Raw genomic sequence first — 16415 nt, forward strand, 5'->3', positions numbered from 1 at the left:
GACATGAGCTACAAATCGATCTATCGCAGCGATCTGTTCACCGATCAGGTGGTCATCGTCACCGGCGGTGGCAGCGGTATCGGCCGCTGCACCGCGCATGAACTTGCATCGCTGGGCGCGACGGTGGCCATTGTCGGCCGCAAGCAGGACAAGCTCGACGCCGTGAAGGCCGAGATCGAAGCGGTGGGCGGCAAGGTCAGCACCCATGTCTGCGACATCCGCGAGGAAGCGCAGGTCTGCGACACGATCGACGCTGTCATCGCCCAGCACGGACGCATCGACGGCCTGGTCAACAACGCTGGCGGTCAGTACCGCATGCCGGCCGAAGACATCAGTACCAAGGGCTTCGAGGCCGTGGTCCGCAACAATCTGGTCGGCGGCTTCATTTTCATGCGCGAAACCTACAAGCGCTGGATGAAGGCCAATGGCGGGGCGATCGTCAACATGATCGCCGACATCTGGAACGGCTGGCCGAACTACGCGCACTCGGCTTCGGCCCGTGGCGGCATGTGGACGCTGACCGAAAGCGTGGCCTCCGAATGGGCGAGCTACGGCGTGCGAGTCAACGCGGTGGCGCCGGGCTGCATCGCCAGTAGCGGACTGGATACCTACGAGCCGGAAGCGCAGGCCTACTTCCGCGAGATTCCGAAGACCATCCCGCTGCAGCGCTGGGGCAATGCGTCGGAGATTTCCAGCGCCATCGTCTATCTGCTGTCGCCGGGCGCGGCCTACGTCACAGGCGCCTGCATCCGCATCGATGGCGGTTCGCCCAACGCGCGCATCTGCTGGGGCCCGCTGCGACAGGAATGCAACTCCGAAGCTTTTGACGGCTTTCACCTCGAAACACCGCCCAAGGTTCTGGTCGAAGGACCGAAGAAGCACTCCACTCGCGCCAAGAAGCGCTGATGTCGATGTCTGCCGTCGATATCCAGGCGCCCGATCTGCTGTCCGACGAGGCTCGAATTCGTGAGCGTCTCGCGAGCTATCTGCAGGCGCAGACAACGCGTTCGTGGACGCTCGGCAAGTTCACGCGCTACGCCGTCGGCTTCTCGTGGATCACCTATGGCTTCGATGCACGCGAGGATGGCGGCGTCGAGCAGGGCCTGATCCTGCGGCTGGGTCCGCCCTACGGCCTGTTCGCGCCGTACAGCGCACTGCCGCAGCACGCAGCACTCAAGCTGCTGGAAGGCACGGCAGTGCCAGCGCCGCGCTCTTACTGGTGGAGTGACGATTCCTCCATTCTGGGCGCGCCGTTCTTCATCAGTGAGCGGGTGGCGGGTTCGGCTCCCGTGCCGTGGGTGAGGAACTCCGCTTTGCGAGCAGCGCTCGCTGGAGTTCCGAACGCCCGGACAGGGATGTCCGGGCCGGGCGTGCCAACGGAGAGCGAGGCTGCGCCAGGGATGGCGGGCGGGACTTCTGCCGATGAGAGCGCTGCCGGTACATTCACCGACGAATGGCGCAAGGCTATCGGCGCACAATTCGTCTCGGCGATCGCCGGCCTGCACACCGCCGAGTGGCGTGGCCGGGAAGGCTTTGCCGATAACGGCATCACCGTCGACAACGCCGCGATCCGCCAGATCGAGGAATGGGAAGCGAACCGTCAGCGCTGGGCGCTGAAGCCTTATCCGATGCTCACCTGGGCGCTGCGCTGGCTGCGCCGCAATCTGCCGGTCGCACCGCGTGTGAGCCTGGTCCACGGCGATTACCGGCTCGGCAATTTTCTGGAGCAGGACGGCCGCATCACCGCGATCCTCGATTGGGAATTGGTGCACCTCGGCGATCCGCACGAAGACCTCGGCTGGGCGTTTCTGCCGCAGTACAGCGGCGGTTCGGGTTTGGTCTGCCGCTTGTTGTCGAAAGAGGACTTCATCACCCAGTACGAGCGCGAGGCTGGCTTCAAGGTGCAGCCAGCGTCCTTGCACTTCTATCTGATCTTTTCGCTGGTCAAGCTCGCACTGACCCATATCGCTGCCGTGCGCTGCTTCGAGGAAGGTCGCTTCAACGACATGCGGATGCCGGCAATGGGCACGCAGATCGCGCCGGTGCTGCGCCAGATTTCCAAGCTCCTGCCATGAATAGTTCCTTGCATCGATTGATCGATGGCATGGTTGCCACCTTGCGCGAGGAAGTGATTCCGCAGGTTGGCAGCGAGTTCGCCCGCGGCCAGGCTTTCGGCCTGATCTACATGCTCAACAGCATTCGGCTACGCGCCGACTGGTCGCCGGCGTTCATCGGCGAACAGCTCGCTGCGCAATACGCGCTGAGCGAAGCGCTGCGACCCTTGCTGCTGGATCTGCAAGCGCCGGAGCTGCCGCAAGTGGCCGCGTCCGGTCTGAGCGGACGCGCCCTTGAAGCTGTGCGCGATGACAACGATGGACGGATCTGCGCGCTGATCGAGTGGAGTGAATCGCCGAAGCTCGATGCCATGCGCGTCGAGGCCGTCGAAATGCTGCTGCGGCAATACATGGATCGCCAGCTCAAGTGGGAACTGCAGACCTCGGCCAAGCCGATGTTCGCGGAAATGTCCAACGGTTCGGAATAGTCCGCGACCGCATTCGATAACCGATCAGAAGCGCTTCATCGGCCTGGCGACAGGCTCTTTTTACAGTTTCACTGGAGGACGTGCGATGGATGAACAAACCAAGATTTTCTATCAGAAGCTGTCGATCTACATGGGTCCGATCTTCGTCACGACGTTCGCGATCTTCTGGGCCTACCTCGGGCATAACCTGCCTCCGCCGCATCCGGATTGGCCGGCGCAGGCGTTCACCGATCGTTACGTCAACAACCTGACCGAGATCCGCGTCGGCTTCCTGGTGGCGCTGATCACCATCTGCTTCTATCTGCCGTGGACCGGCTACGTGACGGCACGCATGAAGCGCATCGAGACCGGCCCTTATCCGGTGCTGGCCTATACGCAGCTGCTCGGCGGTTGCCTCACCGTGATGGTGGTGTCGATCAGCATGTGGTGCTGGGTGGTCGCCGCCCAGCGGCCGGAACGCCTGCCGGAAATCACCCAGATGCTGACCGACGCCGGATGGTTGATGAACGACACCGTCTACATGTGCACCACGTTGCAGATGTGGGCGATGGCGCTGTGCATCCTGCATGACAAGAAGGCCAAAGTGCCGGTGATGCCGAACTGGGCCTGCTATCTGACGATCTTCTGCGGTGCCACCTTCTTCCCGGCGAGCCTCACCGCGATCCTTCGCAATGGCCCGTTCGCCTACGACGGCCTGATCGGCTTCTGGGTGCCGTATCCGGCCTGGCTGATCTGGATGTTCGTGGCCAGCTATTACCTGCTCGGCGACCTCAAGCGTCGCGTCGAGGTGGGTGAAGGCGAGGAGGCAGCGTTGCCGGTCGCGAACACGCTGCGGCCTGCCGCGGCTGTTGCGAGGCAGACGATCAGCTAATCGTCACGACGGTCCGCATGGGGGAGCGGATCTCCCACGCGGACCGTCGGCTGTCAGCTGTTGAAGCGATGACTCGTTCGGCGTTCCAGCCGACATGAGCGTGCGCCGGCGCCAAGGAGCGTCACAGGGGGAGAACATGACTGTAAATCTGGAGGCCGGAGCTATCACGGACCCCTCGGCAAGCAAGCGCCGCAGGCACCTGCCCGGCGTCGAAGGCGTGTGGGTATTCGTGTATGCCGACATGGCGGTATTCGCGCTGATGTTCGGCTGCTTCATGTGGGACCGGCACCACGCGCCGGAACTGTTCGAGACCTCGCGCCAGGCGCTGAGCCTGAACTTCGGCGGTGTCAACACGCTGATCCTGCTCACCAGTTCCATGCTGGTGGTGCTGGGCGTGGACGCGCTGAAGGTTGGCCGCACGCATCTCGCGCCTGGATTCTTCGGTAGTGCTGCGGCCTGCGGCGTCGCCTTCATCGTGTCCAAGATTCTCGAATACGGGCACAAGTTCGATGCCGGCATCGGCCTGACGAGCAACGCATTCTTCCAGTACTACTTCATCATGACCGGCCTGCACCTCGGCCATGTCGCGGTGGGAACGGTCATCGTCGCGGTTTTGGCCGTCAAGTCCCGATCCGAACAAGCCGGTTGCAGCGTGACGATGTACGAGGGCGGTGCCACCTACTGGCATATGGTCGACCTCTTGTGGGTCTGCATCTTCCCGCTGCTGTATCTGGTGAGGTGAGCCCGTGAACAGTGCAGTCAAATCCGTCGTAGCCGTGTGGCTGGTGCTGATGCTGAGCACCGCCGCCTCGACCTGGTGGTTCGCGCAGCCGACGTTTTCGCCGGTGCCCGGCACGGTTGCGGTGATGGTGATCGCAGCGATCAAGGTCGGCTTGGTGATGTCGCATTTCATGGAGCTGCGCGGAGCGCCGCGGCCCTGGCAGATCGCCGGCGTGGTCTGGGTGATCGCGACTGCGGGCACCGTGATGGGCATCTACCTGATGTGAGCGCTGTTCCGTTTCATGGCCTGGCAGCGCGGGAGAAAGACTGAATGCTGACTGCACAAGACGACCTGATCGGCCATCAGCTGCCAACCACCTTCGACCACGTCGGCAACAGCGATCCCTCGTGGATGGAACGGCTCTGGTACACCGGCCATCCGAGAAGTGGAGAGATCATCTTCGACATCGGCCTCGGCTATCACCCGAACCGCAACGTGATGGACGCCTTCGCTGGCGTCACCATCGGCAGCACGCAGTACAACTTTCGGGCGTCCCGTCGCTTGCGGCCGAACCCCTTGGAAACCACGGTCGGCCCGCTGAAGATCGAGGTCGTCGAAGGTCTGAAGCGGCATCGTCTGAGCCTGGCGCCGAACGAATCCGGACTCAGCTTCGAGATCGAATTCCTCGGCACCATGAACGCACATGAGGAAGAGCCGCACTTCCGTCGCCGCAATGGCCGGGTCACCGAGCACATGGCGCGTGGTCAGCAACTGGGCGCGTATCGCGGCTGGTTGGAAGTGGATGGCCAGCGTCACGAGATCACGCCGGACGACTGGCTCGGCCAGCGCGATCACAGCTGGGGCATCCGCGCCGAGATGCGCAGCGATGAATCGGCACCGCCGCTGACGTTCTATCCGCCGTTCTTCTACGCCTGGACCACGGTGCAGTTCGCCGATCGCGGCCTGCACGTGTTCTTCAAGGAGCGGGCGCCGGGCGAGTTCATCTATCTGTCCGGCGAGGAAGTCACGCTGCTCGGAGCCAAGCCGAACCGCGCCAAGCGCATGAGCGGCGTCAGCCACGAAGTGGTCTGGGCCGACGATCCGAATGGCCAGAAAGTCAGCAGTGCGAGCTTCGATGTGTCGCTCGACGACGGCTCGAAGCATCACCTGCAGATTCGCACGCTGCCGGCCCGCTACTACCTCAAGGGCGGCCTTTACGGCGGCCTGAACGGCTGGTTCCACGGCGACGACAAGGGCAAGCTGCACATCGAGCACGAGCGCTGGAATCTCGAAGATCCGGCGATCCGCAAGCTGGCCCGCACGCTCTGCGATCACGTCATCGAAGTGAAGATCGGCGACGAGATCGGCTACGGCATCATGGAATACGGCGTCGGCAAGGGCTACGCGAAGTACGAACAGGTGCAGCAGCACCCGCCGATCTGAAGCGCGTGCTACTGAGCCAGCCGCCCGATCGCGCTGGCAATACTCTCCTTCGAGTAGGGCTTCTGCAGGATCGGCGTGCCGAGTAATGCCTGCGGCAAGTCGGCCTTGTCGCCATAGCCGGTCGCGAACACGAAACGGATGCCGAGTTCCAGCAGGCGCAGCGCCACCGGGATGGCGGTCTGATCGCCCAGATTCAGATCGAGCACGGCAACGCTGGGCTGCTCGTCTTCGATCAGCGCCAGTGCCTGCTGGACATTCGAGGCTGACAACACGCGGTCAGCGCCCAGATCCTTCAGGACCTGTTCGGTATCGAGGGCGATGATGAGACTGTCTTCGACCAGCAGCACCGTCTCGCCCAGCAGCACCTGTTGATCGGTCGCGGTCACTTCCACCGGCGACAGGAGGGTGCTTCTGGTCGAGGCCGGGAAGCGATCGATCGTCACGAATCTGGCGGGAATGCAGAACTTCGCTTCGAGGCCGGTGAGCTTGAACAGGACTTCCGCGTTGCCGCCGAGATCGTAGGGAATCGAACGGTTGATGATGGTCGAGCCGAAGCCCTGCCGGATCGGCGCCTGAACCGCCGGGCCGCCGCTCTCCCGCCAATCGATGAACAGATCACCGGCCGCATCCAGACGCCAGATCAGGTGGACGCGCCCGTGCTCGGCCAGACCGCCGTACTTCGAGGCATTGGTCAGCAGCTCGTGCAGCACCAGCGCCAGAGTGGAGTAAGCGAGCGGCGCCAGCAGGACATCCGGCCCCGAGAAGCTGACGTGGTTGAGCTTGCCGACGAAATAGGCGCCGGTCTCGTTCTCGATCAGCGAACGGAGTGGCGCCGCACCCCAATGCTGCTGCGTGATCTGGTTGTGCGCGCGGGCCAGGGCATTGATGCGGCTGTCGATCTGTTCGACGTAATCGTCGAAATTCGCCGCACTGCCTTTGGTGCGTCGAACCAGGCCACCGATCAGGCTCAGGATATTGCGCACCCGGTGGTTCAGTTCGGCAATCAGCAGTTCCTGCCGGCTGGCCGCCAGTTGCCGCTCGGCATTGGTTTCTTCGGAGAAGCGCAGCACGACCTCGATCAAGGTGGTGCGCAGCATCTCGGCCGCATTGGTTTCCTGGAGGCTGAAAGGCTTGGAACGGCCTTTCACCAGTTCCGACCAGTTCTCGAAGCTCTTGCGCGGCGTGAGGCGCGGGCCGTTGGGGCCGAACTCGACGGGCTTGTGCGGATCGCCACCCCATCGCACCGTGCGGATCATCTCCTGACGGAACAGCACGATGTGATCGCGCGGCGAGCGCGAGATCGGCATCGACAACATGCCCGTCGCAGTGCCCGACCAGTGTTCGGCCGCAGGCAGCAGATCTGCGATCCGGTCCGTCGCATAAACCTTGCTGGAGGCGACACCATTGAGCGCCCTGATGATCTGCGCGAACTCCGCTTCGCTGGGCGCCAGGCCGGCCAGTGCCACGCGACCATTGATCGACACGCCCATGCCGTCTGATTCGATCGCGCGGTTGAGCGTGTCGCCCAGCCAGCCGGGATCTTCGAGCAGCTTGGCATCGTTGGCGAGTGCGCCGAGCAGGCTGCTCGAGACTTCACGCGTCCGCGCCTGGAAATCGCTCATCAGCTGGCGCTCGCGGCTTTCCAGCTTCATCGCGAACATCTGGCCGAACAGTTCGGCCAGCGAGCGTCGTTCAAGGCCCGGCAGGCGCGGCGTGTAGTGATGGCAGGCGAACAAGCCCCACAGCTTGCCGTCGAGCACGACGGAAATGGACAGCGATGCGGCCACGCCCATATTGGTCAGATACTCGATATGGATGGGCGAGACGGCACGCGTGACGGCCAGCGACAGATCGAGCGGCGCGCCGTTCTCGTCCAGCTGCGGCACGATCGCCACCGGCTTCGCCCGGACATCGGCAATCACCCGGAACAGGTTACGGATGTAGAGCGCCCGGGCCTGGGCCGGAATATCGGACGCCGGATAGTGCAGCCCCAGAAAGCTGCCGATGCCGCTGCGCGCGGACTCGGCGACGACGTGGCCGGATTCGCTCTCATCGAAGCGATAGACCATGACCCGGTCGAAACCGGTGAGCACCCGTACCTGGCGGGCGCCTTCCCGGAAGAAATCGCTCATGCCTCTGGCGCCATCGAGGCGCGACATCATGCTGCGCAGGGTGCCGGTCAGGCTGATCGAATCGCTGCTGGCGGGCTCGACTTCGAAGATGAACTGGCCGTTGGACATGTGTATCGCCAGGTCGAACAGGCGTTCGTCGTCGAACAGCGGCAGCTTGAAGATGCGTTCGACGACATCCACGGTCACCAGATTGAACATCCGGTTGCGGATGCTGTGCACCGCCTCGGCCGCGAAGACCCCGACGATGTGCCTGCCGATCAGCGCATCCGGCGTCAGGCCGAGCAGCAACTCGCTGTTGGCGGAGACTCGGACGATGTTCCAGTCCGAGGAGAGCACGATCAGGAAACCGAACGGCTGGATCGCGCCGAGGATGTGAATCGGCTCCCGATCGCAGTTGCTGAGGTCGACCTTGAAAGATGGATCGGTCATGGCGCCGCTTCGGGCTGATTGCCGCGCGTAGCGGTGAGGGGGCCGGTCATGCCATTCATGGGTACTGCGGGGTTCAGGAGCGAAGTCGCGCTGCGCATCGTAAGCCTTTGAAAATGGGGTTGCAGATTCCTTTTATCGAGGCGCATCTTGCCCGTGCGTGCACTGGCTGAGCCTCATACATACACGTGATGGCGAGGCAGCGGGATTCCAAGGTCGAGATCGCCAGCAGGGCTGGCTCGTGAACCGTCGCGACAAGCTTGTCGACGAACGCCTGCAAGCAGATTCCGGCGCGTTCGACGGCGGTCCTGATCGAAGTTCATCCCGAAAACTGCCGGGTTTCGAAAACTATCGGCTTTTTTGGGCTTGAATCTCAAAATTGAATGCTGCAGACTCCGGCAGCGCTCGATAACAACTCATAAGAAATATCGACGCCAAAAAAAACCCCCTGAATCAGGGGGCAAGGTGCGAGAAAGGCGCTAGGCCTTTCTGGAGGAGACATCCGCAGTGCAATCGAGCTTTTCTACTTTTGCACTGCGGTGAATGACTGTTGTTGCGGTGCAGTATAAGCACGGTGGATGGCAAGGTCAAGAAATATGGTCAACCATTTATCGTTGTAAATCAGCCGCTTGTCGCAGACGCACAAAATATTTGACGGAGCCGTCAAAAATAATTGATCGCCGGTGTTGAACTTCGATCGGCGACCGGTCAGGGGCAGAAATGCCCCGAGCCTTTTGAAATCAAGCGCTTGGCCCGGTAGTGAAGATCGTGCCGGGCCTTCTGATCAGCGCCCTAGCCGCGGGGCGGCAGCACCGCATGCACCACGTCGATGAATGCCCGCAGCAGCGCGGACTCATCGTCGGCGCGACGGATCATGCACAGATCGATCTGTGCCTCAGTCGCTTCCAGCGGCACGTAGACGACGCCCGGCAGGCGCAGGGTCAGCGCCGAATCGCTGGCCAGGGTCAGGCCGAAGCCGGACGACACCAGCGCGATCGCGGTGACCACGTCATCCACTTCCTGAACGATCCGCGGCGTCAGATGACGGCTGTGGAACATGCTCAGCACCTGATCGATGAAGCTCGGCCGCGAGGTGCGCGGGTAGACGATCAGCGGCTGATCGGCCAGATCGTCGAAGCTCAGGCGCCCGCGTTTCGCGAAAGGATGCGCTTCGTGCACGGCCACGTTCAGCTGTTCGTGCAGCACCACGTCCCAGAGCAGATCGACTTCCTCGACGAAGAAGCGGTTGAAGCCGACGGTCAGCCGCCGCTCGCGCAGCGCCCGGATCTGCCCGGCGCGATCGAGGTTGTGCAGCACGATGTCGACTTTCGGATAGGCCAGCCGGAACGCCTGGATCACGCGCGGAATTGCATCGAACACCGCTGAGCCGAACACGCCGATGTCGAGCCTGCCGAGCTGCCCCTGCGCGGCCATCTGGGTGCGATCGATCGCCTGCTCGGCCAGCGCCAGCAGGTTGCGCGCCTCTTCATAGAACACCGCGCCGGCGGCGGTCAGTTCGACGCCACGCGGCTGCCGTTCGAGCAGGGAAACGCCGAGCAATTCCTCCAGCTGCTGCACCTGACGGGTCAGCGGCGGCTGCGAGACATGCAGCCGCTGAGCTGCCGCGCGAAAGCTTTTCGACTCCACGACAGCCGTGAAGTAGCGCAGGTGACGGAACTCGATGGGGCCGAATTTCATGCGAAGGGCGATTCGAGCGGCTCGGGTTTGAGCCGCGGAACGATACCGCTCAGGTATCGCAACGGCAAACCAAAAGTAATGGACGGTATAGGTCGAACGGCCTACCTTTTCGATCACGCGCAGTACTCGCTGCGCCAGCTGGACGATGTCCGTACAACGCCCGCAGAGGCGCTGACGCATGACAAGGAGAGAGCCTGATGCAGCATCGCATCACCATCGAAGACAGCAGTGCCGAGTTCGCCTGTCGCGGCGATCAGTCGGTGCTCGATGCGATGGCCGGCCGCAGCAATGCCGCGATCGCCATCGGCTGCCGCAGCGGTGGTTGTGGTGTCTGCCGCGTGCAGGTGCTGTCCGGCAGCTACGAGCTGGGTGTGATGAGCATCGACGAAGTGACCCACGAATGCCGCAGCAAGGCGATCGTGCTCGCCTGCCGGCTGACGCCGACCAGCGATCTCCATCTCAAGGCACTCGGCAAACGCGTCAATCGCTGCGCGCAGCAGCAGAGCACGGCAGACCTGATCCGCAGCCTGACCACGCGCAGCAGCCCGTCTTCCTCCGCCGGAACCTCGTCATGAGCACGCCCTTGTCCGTGGCCCGCCCGGTGATCCATCACGCTGCCGCGATGCGCGTGGCCGCCGCTGCGATCACCAAGGCGGAAGCGCTGGGCATCAACGTCTGCGTCGCCGTCGTCGACAGCTCGGCGCGCCTGGTTGCCTATCTGCGGATGCCGAATGCCTTTCTGATCTCGGACGAGGTCAGCCTCGCCAAGGCCAAGAGCGTGGCTTCGGCAGCTGGCTTGCCGGCAGAAGTCCTTGAAGGCGCCTTCGCCGCCGAACGTCCGCAGGTGCGCGAAGGCCTGCTCAACATCGCCGGCTTCACCTTGATCCGCGGCGCGCTGGCGCTGCGTGACCACGAGCAGCTGATCGGCGCCGTCGGTGTTTCCGGCGGCTCGGAAGCGCAGGACATTCTTTGCGCTGAAGCCGCTGCCGCAGCACTCCATTCCTGAACCCGAAGACTCCACTCATGGCCAATGATCCCTCTGCTGCCGGCGCGCCTCCTGCCGCTGCAGCCGCACTGAAAAGCTTCAAACACTTCATCAACGGCGAGTTCGTCGACAGCAAAGGCGGCAAGTCCTTCGAGAAGCGCTCGCCCGCGGACAACACGCTGATCGGCCATGTCCAGGAAGGTGGCCAGCCGGAAATCGACGCTGCTGTCGCCGCCGCCAAGGCCGCGATGGAAGGGCCGTGGGGCCGCATGAGCATCGATGAGCGCGCGGCCCTGCTGCACAAGGTGGCCGACGAGATCACCCGGCGCTTCGGTGATTTCGTCGCCGCCGAAATGGCCGACACCGGCCAGCCGAAATCGATGATGGAGCACGCCTTCATCCCGCGTGGCGCGGCCAACTTCAAGATCTTTGCCGACGTGGTCAAGAACGTCGCCACCGAAAGCTTCATGACGCCGACGCCGGATGGCGCCGGTGCCCTGAACTACGCGCTGCGCGTGCCGAAAGGCGTGATCGGCGTGATCTGCCCGTGGAACGCGCCGCTGCTGCTGATGACCTGGAAGGTCGGCCCGGCCATGGCCTGCGGCAACGCGGTGATCGTCAAGCCGTCCGAGGAAACGCCGGGCACCGCAACCCTGCTTGGTGAAGTGATGAACGCGGTCGGTGTGCCGAAGGGCGTCTACAACGTCGTTCATGGCCTTGGCCCGAACTCGGCCGGCGAATTCCTCACCAAGCATGAAGGCGTTGCCGCGATCACCTTCACCGGCGAAACCCGCACCGGTGCCGCGATCATCAAGAACACCTCGGACGGCATTCGCGATGTCAGCTTCGAACTCGGCGGCAAGAACGCCGGCCTGATCTTCGCGGACTGCGATTTCGATGCGGCGATCGAAGGCACGATGCGTTCGGTGTTCCTGAACTGCGGCCAGGTCTGCCTCGGCACCGAACGCCTGTATGTCGAGCGGCCGATCTTCGACAAGTTCGTCGCCGCCTTGAAAGCCAAGGCCGAAGCGCTGAAGACCGGACCGTCCGAAGAGAAGGGCGTGAACCTCGGCCCACTGATCTCCAAGGAGCATCAGACCAAGGTGCTGTCGTACTACGCCAAGGCCAAGGCCGAAGGCGCGACCATCGTCACCGGTGGCGGCGTGCCGGAGATGCCGGGCGCGCTGGCCAACGGTTCCTGGGTGCAGCCGACGATCTGGACCGGCCTGCCGGAAACCGCCAGCGTGATCCGCGAAGAGATCTTCGGGCCCTGCTGCCACATCACGCCGTTCGATGACGAGGCCGATGCGATCCGCATGGCCAACGACACGAAATATGGGCTGTCGACAGCGATCTGGACCAGCAACCTGTCCCGTGCCCATCGCGTGGCGGCGAAGGTCGAAGTCGGCATCACCTGGATCAACAGCTGGTTCCTGCGCGATCTGCGCACTCCATTCGGCGGCAGCAAGCAATCCGGCATCGGCCGCGAAGGCGGCGTGCATTCGCTGGAGTTCTACACCGAGCTACGCAACGTCTGCGTCAAGTTGTAGGGCGGGAAAGCGGCCGGCGTTTCGGCCGCGCATCCCGCCAGATTGGAGGAGCTTGAACACCAGGTGAACTCAGTTTCGTGACGAGTTCACCGAAAACGGTGGGATGCGCGGTGAAGCCGCTTTCCCACCCTACGAAAGAGAGATGAATATGGACGGAAAGACCGGCTTCACCGAAGCCCAGATTCAGCATTACGGCGACGAGCTGTACAACGCGCTGATCACCCGCACCACCGTTGCGCCGCTGCTGGCGCGCGAGCCGCTGATCACCATCGATGATGCCTACCGCATCCAGCAGCGCATGGTCGCGCGGCGTCTGGAAGCCGGCGAGCACATCGTCGGCAAGAAGATCGGCGTCACCTCGAAAGCGGTGCAGGACATGATCGGCGTCACCCGTCCGGATTTCGGCCAGCTGACCTCCGGCATGGCGTTCGTCGAAGGCCAGGATGTCTCGCTGGCCGGCCTGATCCAGCCGAAGGCCGAAGCCGAAGTGGCGTTCGTGCTGAAGCACGATCTCAATGGCCCGGGCATCACCGCAACCGATGTGATCCGCGCCACCGATTACGTCGTGGCCTGCTTCGAGATCGTCGACAGCCGCATCACCGACTGGAAGATCAAGATCCAGGACACCGTGGCCGACAACGCTTCCTGCGGCGTCTACCTGCTCGGCAAGGCGAAGAAGAAGCCGACCGATCTCGATCTGAACCTCGCCGGCATGGTGCTGGAACGCAATGGCGATCTGTTCTCCACTGCGGCCGGCGCTGCGGTGCAGGGCGGACCGGTCAATGCCGTCGTGTGGCTCGCGAACACACTCGGTGCGCTCGGCATTCCGTTCAAGGCCGGCGAAGTGATCCTGTCCGGCTCGCAGTCCTCGCTGATTCCTGTGGTCGCTGGCGATCACATGCGTTGCACCGTCGGCGGCCTCGGCAGCTGCGATATCCGTTTCGTCTGATCGAAAGAAAACGCCAATGCTCGACACCACGATCATCAACAAGCTGACCGACCGCGTGCTCAATGCGCAGGATCACGCGACCACCATGACCAAGCTCACCGACGAATATCCGTCGATGAGCATCGAAGATGGCTACGCGGTGCAGAACGAACTGCGCCGCCGCTGGATCGCCCGCGGCGACCGCTGCGTGGGTTTGAAAGCCGGCCTGACCTCGAAAGCCAAGATGCTGCAGATGGGCGTCGATGTACCGAGCTTCGGCATCCTGATGGCCAGCTTCTCGCGGCCCGAGAACAGCGCCATCGACATCAAGGAACTGGTTCATCCGAGAGTCGAGGCCGAGATCGCGTTCGTGACCAAGGCCGAGTTGAAAGGCGACATCAGCGTCGAGCAGGTACTGGCGGCGACCGACTACATCATCCCGGCCGTCGAAGTCATCGACTCGCGTTACGAGAAGTTCAAGTTCGATCTGGTCAGCGTGATCGCCGACAACGGTTCCTCGTCGCGCTACGTCACTGGTGGCCGGCCGCGCGATCCGCGCGAAATGGACTTGCGCACCATTGGCGTGGTCATCGAGAAGAACGGCGAAATCATGGCGCTCGGCGCCAGCGCTGCCGTGCTGAATCATCCGGCCAACGCCGTGGTGATGCTGGTCAAGCATCTCGCCGAACGTGGCGAAGTGCTGCCGGCGGGCAGCTACGTGATGACCGGCGGCATCACCGAAGCGATCCCGGTTGTGGCGGGCGACTGCATCACCGCGCGCTTCCAGGACATGGGTTCGGTGTCCTTTCGTTTCGTCTGAGTTTCGCAACCACACAAGGCCGCAGAGCCGCGATGGAGGAGAGTGCAATGTTCGTGAAGAACGCCTGGTACAACGCCGGCTGGGACTACCTGTTCACGCAGAGCCAGAAGAACTCGCTCAGCCAGGCCAAGGGTGCGCTGGTCGCTCGCAAGATCGCCGGCGAACGAGTGGTGCTGTATCGCAAGCCGACCGGCGCGATCGTGGCGCTCGAAGACCGCTGCGCGCATCGTCAGGCGGCGCTGTCGCTGGGCCAGAAGGAAGGCGACAACATTCGCTGCATGTACCACGGTCTGCGCTTCGGCCCGGACGGCAAATGCAACGAGATTCCCGGTCAGGATCACATTCCGTCAAAGGCCTGCGTGCGGGCCTTCCCGGTCGTCGAGCGTGACAACTGGGTCTGGGTCTGGATGGGCGATCCGGCCAAGGCCGATGAGAAGCTGATCCCGCATGCCATCGGTCCGAGCCATCCGGACTGGAACGTCAAGACCTCGCAGATGCACGTCAACGCGAGCTATCGGCTGGAGATCGCCAATCTCGCCGATCTGACCCATCTGGTCTGGGTCCACCGCGACACGCTGGGTGCGCCGGATCCGATGACGCGCGAAAAATACACGCACATCAAGCCGACCTTCACGATGCTGCCGAACGGCATGCGCACCGAGTACGTGGTGCGCAAGTCGCCGATCAGCACCTTCCTGTCGCACCTGTTCCCGCCGGGCACGCTGTTCGATCTGCACTTCGACGTCACCCACACGATCCCCTGCACCTGGGTGCTGCATTTCCGCGTGCATATCGCCGATGACCGTGACGAAGGCGCGCCGACCGGCCCGTTGATCGCCGACACCTGGACCTCGCAGGCGGTGACGCCGAACGATGCCGAATCGGTTGATTACTACTATTCCTGGGGTGCGGCGAAGCACTGCGAATTCCCGGGCCTTTCCGAATTGCTGCGCGACAACCTCGACGATGCTTTCACCGAAGATCGTCAGGTGCTGGAAGCGCAGCACATCCGCGTCAGCGAGCGGCCGAACTTCCAGACCGTGTCGATCATCCACGACGCCGGCCCTTCGAAGATCCTGCGTCTGCTCGACGAGATGCTGCGTGCCGAAGCCGAAGCCGGCGACGGCGACGGCGCGGCGACTAACAGTACGGCCGCTCACGCCGAACCGGCGATGGCCTGAGGAGACTACCCATGAAAGCCCTTCAGAACGTTTGGTACGTCGCTGCGATATCGACTGAAGTCGACGCGACTGCGCTGTTCCATCGCAAGATTCTCGACACCTCGGTGCTCATCTATCGGAAGCAGGACGGTACGCCGGTCGCGATGCATGACCGTTGTCCGCACCGTTTCGCGCCGCTGCATCTCGGCAAGCGCGTCGGCGACGAAGTGTCCTGCCTCTACCATGCGCTGCGCTTCGACTGCTCCGGCCGCTGCACGCTCAACCCGCATGGCACCGGCGCTACGCCGCCGAGTGCGCGCGTGCGCGTCTACCCACTACTGGAACGCTACGGCTTCATCTGGATCTGGATGGGCGAGGCAGCCGCAGACCCGGCAAAACTGCCGGACTTCAGCCCGCTTGAAGAAGGCCATCCCAACGCGGTGGCTGCGACCTACATGCACATGAAGGCGAATTACGAGTTGATCACCGACAACGTGATGGACTTGAGCCATATCGATCACGTGCATGGCGAGATCATCACCACACGCGGCCAGCTATCGCCGCTGACGCCGAAGCTGACCGAGACGTCGACCACGATCACCTCGCGATCCGAGTGGACGCAGCAACCGCCGCTGATGATCTTTTCGCCGTTCATGCCAGAGCCGCTGGGCCCCGCGCGCCATTACTTCGAGATCACCTGGACGGCGCCCGCCAATATCCAGCTGTCGGTCGGCGCGGTGCAGGACGACAGCAAGAATCTCGATCTCATCGACTGCGTCGGCCAGTACGACCTGCATACCTGCACACCGGAAAGTGCCGACACCACGCACTACTTCTTCGCGACGCGACGCAATCATCTGGTGGAAGACGCCGAGTACAACAAGGCCAAGATCCAGGCCATGCATACGGCGTTCGAGACCGAGGATGGACCGGTCATCGAAGCCGTGCATGCCGAGATGGGCACCGATGATTTCTTCGGTCTGCATCCCGTGCTGATCTGCAACGACGCGGGCCCGATCAAGGTCCGGCGCCTGCTGCGCAAGATGATCGACGCCGAAGGACAAGTGCCGGCTGCGAACCGTCGCGTGTATGCGATGTCCGCCGTCGAAAGTCCCTGAATTCCACTTCCCGAGAACCCT

16 protein-coding genes are annotated in these 16415 nt (G+C 63.1%); 14 read left to right on the plus strand and 2 right to left on the minus strand.

The annotated features are described in order from the left end of the window. Window positions 1–3: 3 nt before the first annotated feature. The 7 genes from G513_RS22515 to G513_RS24890 all read left to right on the plus strand — a co-directional run bounded on the left by G513_RS22515 (window position 4) and on the right by G513_RS24890 (window position 5577). On the plus strand, window positions 4–906 hold the full coding sequence (locus G513_RS22515; RefSeq protein WP_022976830.1) for an SDR family oxidoreductase: 903 nt from the start codon (window positions 4–6) through the stop codon (window positions 904–906). After that, complete coding sequence (locus tag G513_RS24885; RefSeq protein WP_022976831.1) at window positions 906–2075, plus strand: phosphotransferase family protein; 1170 nt, start codon at window positions 906–908, stop codon at window positions 2073–2075. The genes G513_RS22515 and G513_RS24885 overlap by 1 nt, the downstream gene beginning before the upstream one ends. Further along, window positions 2072–2542 (plus strand): hypothetical protein, encoded by a 471-nt coding sequence (locus G513_RS0110660; protein ID WP_156891537.1) that lies wholly within the window; start codon window positions 2072–2074, stop codon window positions 2540–2542. Before G513_RS24885 ends, G513_RS0110660 begins: the two co-directional genes overlap by 4 nt. Before the next feature lie 85 nt (window positions 2543–2627). Then, on the plus strand, window positions 2628–3413 hold the full coding sequence (locus G513_RS0110665; protein WP_022976833.1) for a hypothetical protein: 786 nt from the start codon (window positions 2628–2630) through the stop codon (window positions 3411–3413). 136 nt (window positions 3414–3549) lie between these two features. Beyond that, the gene (locus G513_RS0110670) at window positions 3550–4155 is read left to right on the plus strand and encodes a cytochrome c oxidase subunit 3 (RefSeq protein ID WP_022976834.1); all 606 of its coding nucleotides are present in this window, start codon (window positions 3550–3552) and stop codon (window positions 4153–4155) included. 4 nt (window positions 4156–4159) lie between these two features. After that, window positions 4160–4420 carry a cytochrome C oxidase subunit IV family protein gene (locus tag G513_RS22525; RefSeq protein ID WP_051144386.1) on the plus strand — a complete coding sequence of 87 codons (261 nt, stop codon included), beginning with the start codon at window positions 4160–4162 and terminating at the stop codon, window positions 4418–4420. A 44-nt stretch (window positions 4421–4464) separates the two neighbouring features. Then, window positions 4465–5577: an Rv3169 family protein gene (locus G513_RS24890; RefSeq protein WP_022976835.1), complete on the plus strand. Its 1113-nt coding sequence runs from the start codon at window positions 4465–4467 to the stop codon at window positions 5575–5577. Window positions 5578–5585: 8 nt separating this feature from the next. On the opposite strand, the gene G513_RS0110685 is transcribed toward G513_RS24890, so the two are convergent. Beyond that, window positions 5586–8138 (minus strand): HWE histidine kinase domain-containing protein, encoded by a 2553-nt coding sequence (locus G513_RS0110685; protein ID WP_028475396.1) that lies wholly within the window; start codon window positions 8136–8138, stop codon window positions 5586–5588. Between the two features lie 789 nt (window positions 8139–8927). Beyond that, window positions 8928–9833 carry a LysR family transcriptional regulator gene (locus tag G513_RS0110690; protein WP_022976836.1) on the minus strand — a complete coding sequence of 302 codons (906 nt, stop codon included), beginning with the start codon at window positions 9831–9833 and terminating at the stop codon, window positions 8928–8930. A gap of 197 nt (window positions 9834–10030) precedes the next feature. On the opposite strand from G513_RS0110690, the gene G513_RS22535 reads away from it, so the two are divergent. The 7 genes from G513_RS22535 to G513_RS22545 all read left to right on the plus strand — a co-directional run bounded on the left by G513_RS22535 (window position 10031) and on the right by G513_RS22545 (window position 16394). Continuing rightward, window positions 10031–10408, plus strand: a complete 378-nt coding sequence (locus G513_RS22535) for a 2Fe-2S iron-sulfur cluster-binding protein (RefSeq protein ID WP_022976838.1) — start codon at window positions 10031–10033, stop codon at window positions 10406–10408. Further along, window positions 10405–10839 carry a GlcG/HbpS family heme-binding protein gene (locus G513_RS0110705; RefSeq protein ID WP_022976839.1) on the plus strand — a complete coding sequence of 145 codons (435 nt, stop codon included), beginning with the start codon at window positions 10405–10407 and terminating at the stop codon, window positions 10837–10839. Before G513_RS22535 ends, G513_RS0110705 begins: the two co-directional genes overlap by 4 nt. 17 nt (window positions 10840–10856) lie before the next feature. Beyond that, window positions 10857–12368 (plus strand): 2-hydroxymuconic semialdehyde dehydrogenase, encoded by a 1512-nt coding sequence (locus G513_RS0110710; protein WP_022976840.1) that lies wholly within the window; start codon window positions 10857–10859, stop codon window positions 12366–12368. A 148-nt stretch (window positions 12369–12516) separates the two neighbouring features. Further along, window positions 12517–13317, plus strand: a complete 801-nt coding sequence (gene dmpE, locus G513_RS0110715) for a 2-oxopent-4-enoate hydratase (RefSeq protein ID WP_022976841.1) — start codon at window positions 12517–12519, stop codon at window positions 13315–13317. 16 nt (window positions 13318–13333) lie between these two features. Then, on the plus strand, window positions 13334–14116 hold the full coding sequence (gene dmpH, locus G513_RS0110720; RefSeq protein ID WP_022976842.1) for a 2-oxo-3-hexenedioate decarboxylase: 783 nt from the start codon (window positions 13334–13336) through the stop codon (window positions 14114–14116). A gap of 47 nt (window positions 14117–14163) precedes the next feature. Then, complete coding sequence (locus tag G513_RS22540; RefSeq protein ID WP_051144408.1) at window positions 14164–15297, plus strand: Rieske 2Fe-2S domain-containing protein; 1134 nt, start codon at window positions 14164–14166, stop codon at window positions 15295–15297. An 11-nt stretch (window positions 15298–15308) separates the two neighbouring features. Beyond that, entirely contained in the window at window positions 15309–16394 is a 1086-nt protein-coding gene (locus tag G513_RS22545; protein ID WP_022976844.1) for a Rieske 2Fe-2S domain-containing protein, read from the plus strand. The last annotated feature ends 21 nt before the right edge of the window (window positions 16395–16415 follow it).

Source organism: Nevskia ramosa DSM 11499 (genome assembly GCF_000420645.1).
GTDB classification, from domain to species: Bacteria; Pseudomonadota; Gammaproteobacteria; order Nevskiales; family Nevskiaceae; genus Nevskia; species Nevskia ramosa.

Coding starts and splice junctions, on each gene's coding strand:
- dmpE (WP_022976841.1), top strand. CDS start 12,517: ATGGACGGAAAGACCGGCTTCACCGAAGCCCAGATTCAGCATTACGGC.
- G513_RS0110665 (WP_022976833.1), top strand. CDS start 2,628: ATGGATGAACAAACCAAGATTTTCTATCAGAAGCTGTCGATCTACATG.
- G513_RS24885 (WP_022976831.1), top strand. CDS start 906: ATGTCGATGTCTGCCGTCGATATCCAGGCGCCCGATCTGCTGTCCGAC.
- G513_RS24890 (WP_022976835.1), top strand. CDS start 4,465: ATGCTGACTGCACAAGACGACCTGATCGGCCATCAGCTGCCAACCACC.
- G513_RS0110710 (WP_022976840.1), top strand. CDS start 10,857: ATGGCCAATGATCCCTCTGCTGCCGGCGCGCCTCCTGCCGCTGCAGCC.
- G513_RS0110685 (WP_028475396.1), bottom strand. CDS start 8,138: ATGACCGATCCATCTTTCAAGGTCGACCTCAGCAACTGCGATCGGGAG.
- G513_RS0110660 (WP_156891537.1), top strand. CDS start 2,072: ATGAATAGTTCCTTGCATCGATTGATCGATGGCATGGTTGCCACCTTG.
- G513_RS22540 (WP_051144408.1), top strand. CDS start 14,164: ATGTTCGTGAAGAACGCCTGGTACAACGCCGGCTGGGACTACCTGTTC.
- G513_RS22545 (WP_022976844.1), top strand. CDS start 15,309: ATGAAAGCCCTTCAGAACGTTTGGTACGTCGCTGCGATATCGACTGAA.
- G513_RS0110670 (WP_022976834.1), top strand. CDS start 3,550: ATGACTGTAAATCTGGAGGCCGGAGCTATCACGGACCCCTCGGCAAGC.
- dmpH (WP_022976842.1), top strand. CDS start 13,334: ATGCTCGACACCACGATCATCAACAAGCTGACCGACCGCGTGCTCAAT.
- G513_RS22535 (WP_022976838.1), top strand. CDS start 10,031: ATGCAGCATCGCATCACCATCGAAGACAGCAGTGCCGAGTTCGCCTGT.
- G513_RS0110690 (WP_022976836.1), bottom strand. CDS start 9,833: ATGAAATTCGGCCCCATCGAGTTCCGTCACCTGCGCTACTTCACGGCT.
- G513_RS22515 (WP_022976830.1), top strand. CDS start 4: ATGAGCTACAAATCGATCTATCGCAGCGATCTGTTCACCGATCAGGTG.
- G513_RS0110705 (WP_022976839.1), top strand. CDS start 10,405: ATGAGCACGCCCTTGTCCGTGGCCCGCCCGGTGATCCATCACGCTGCC.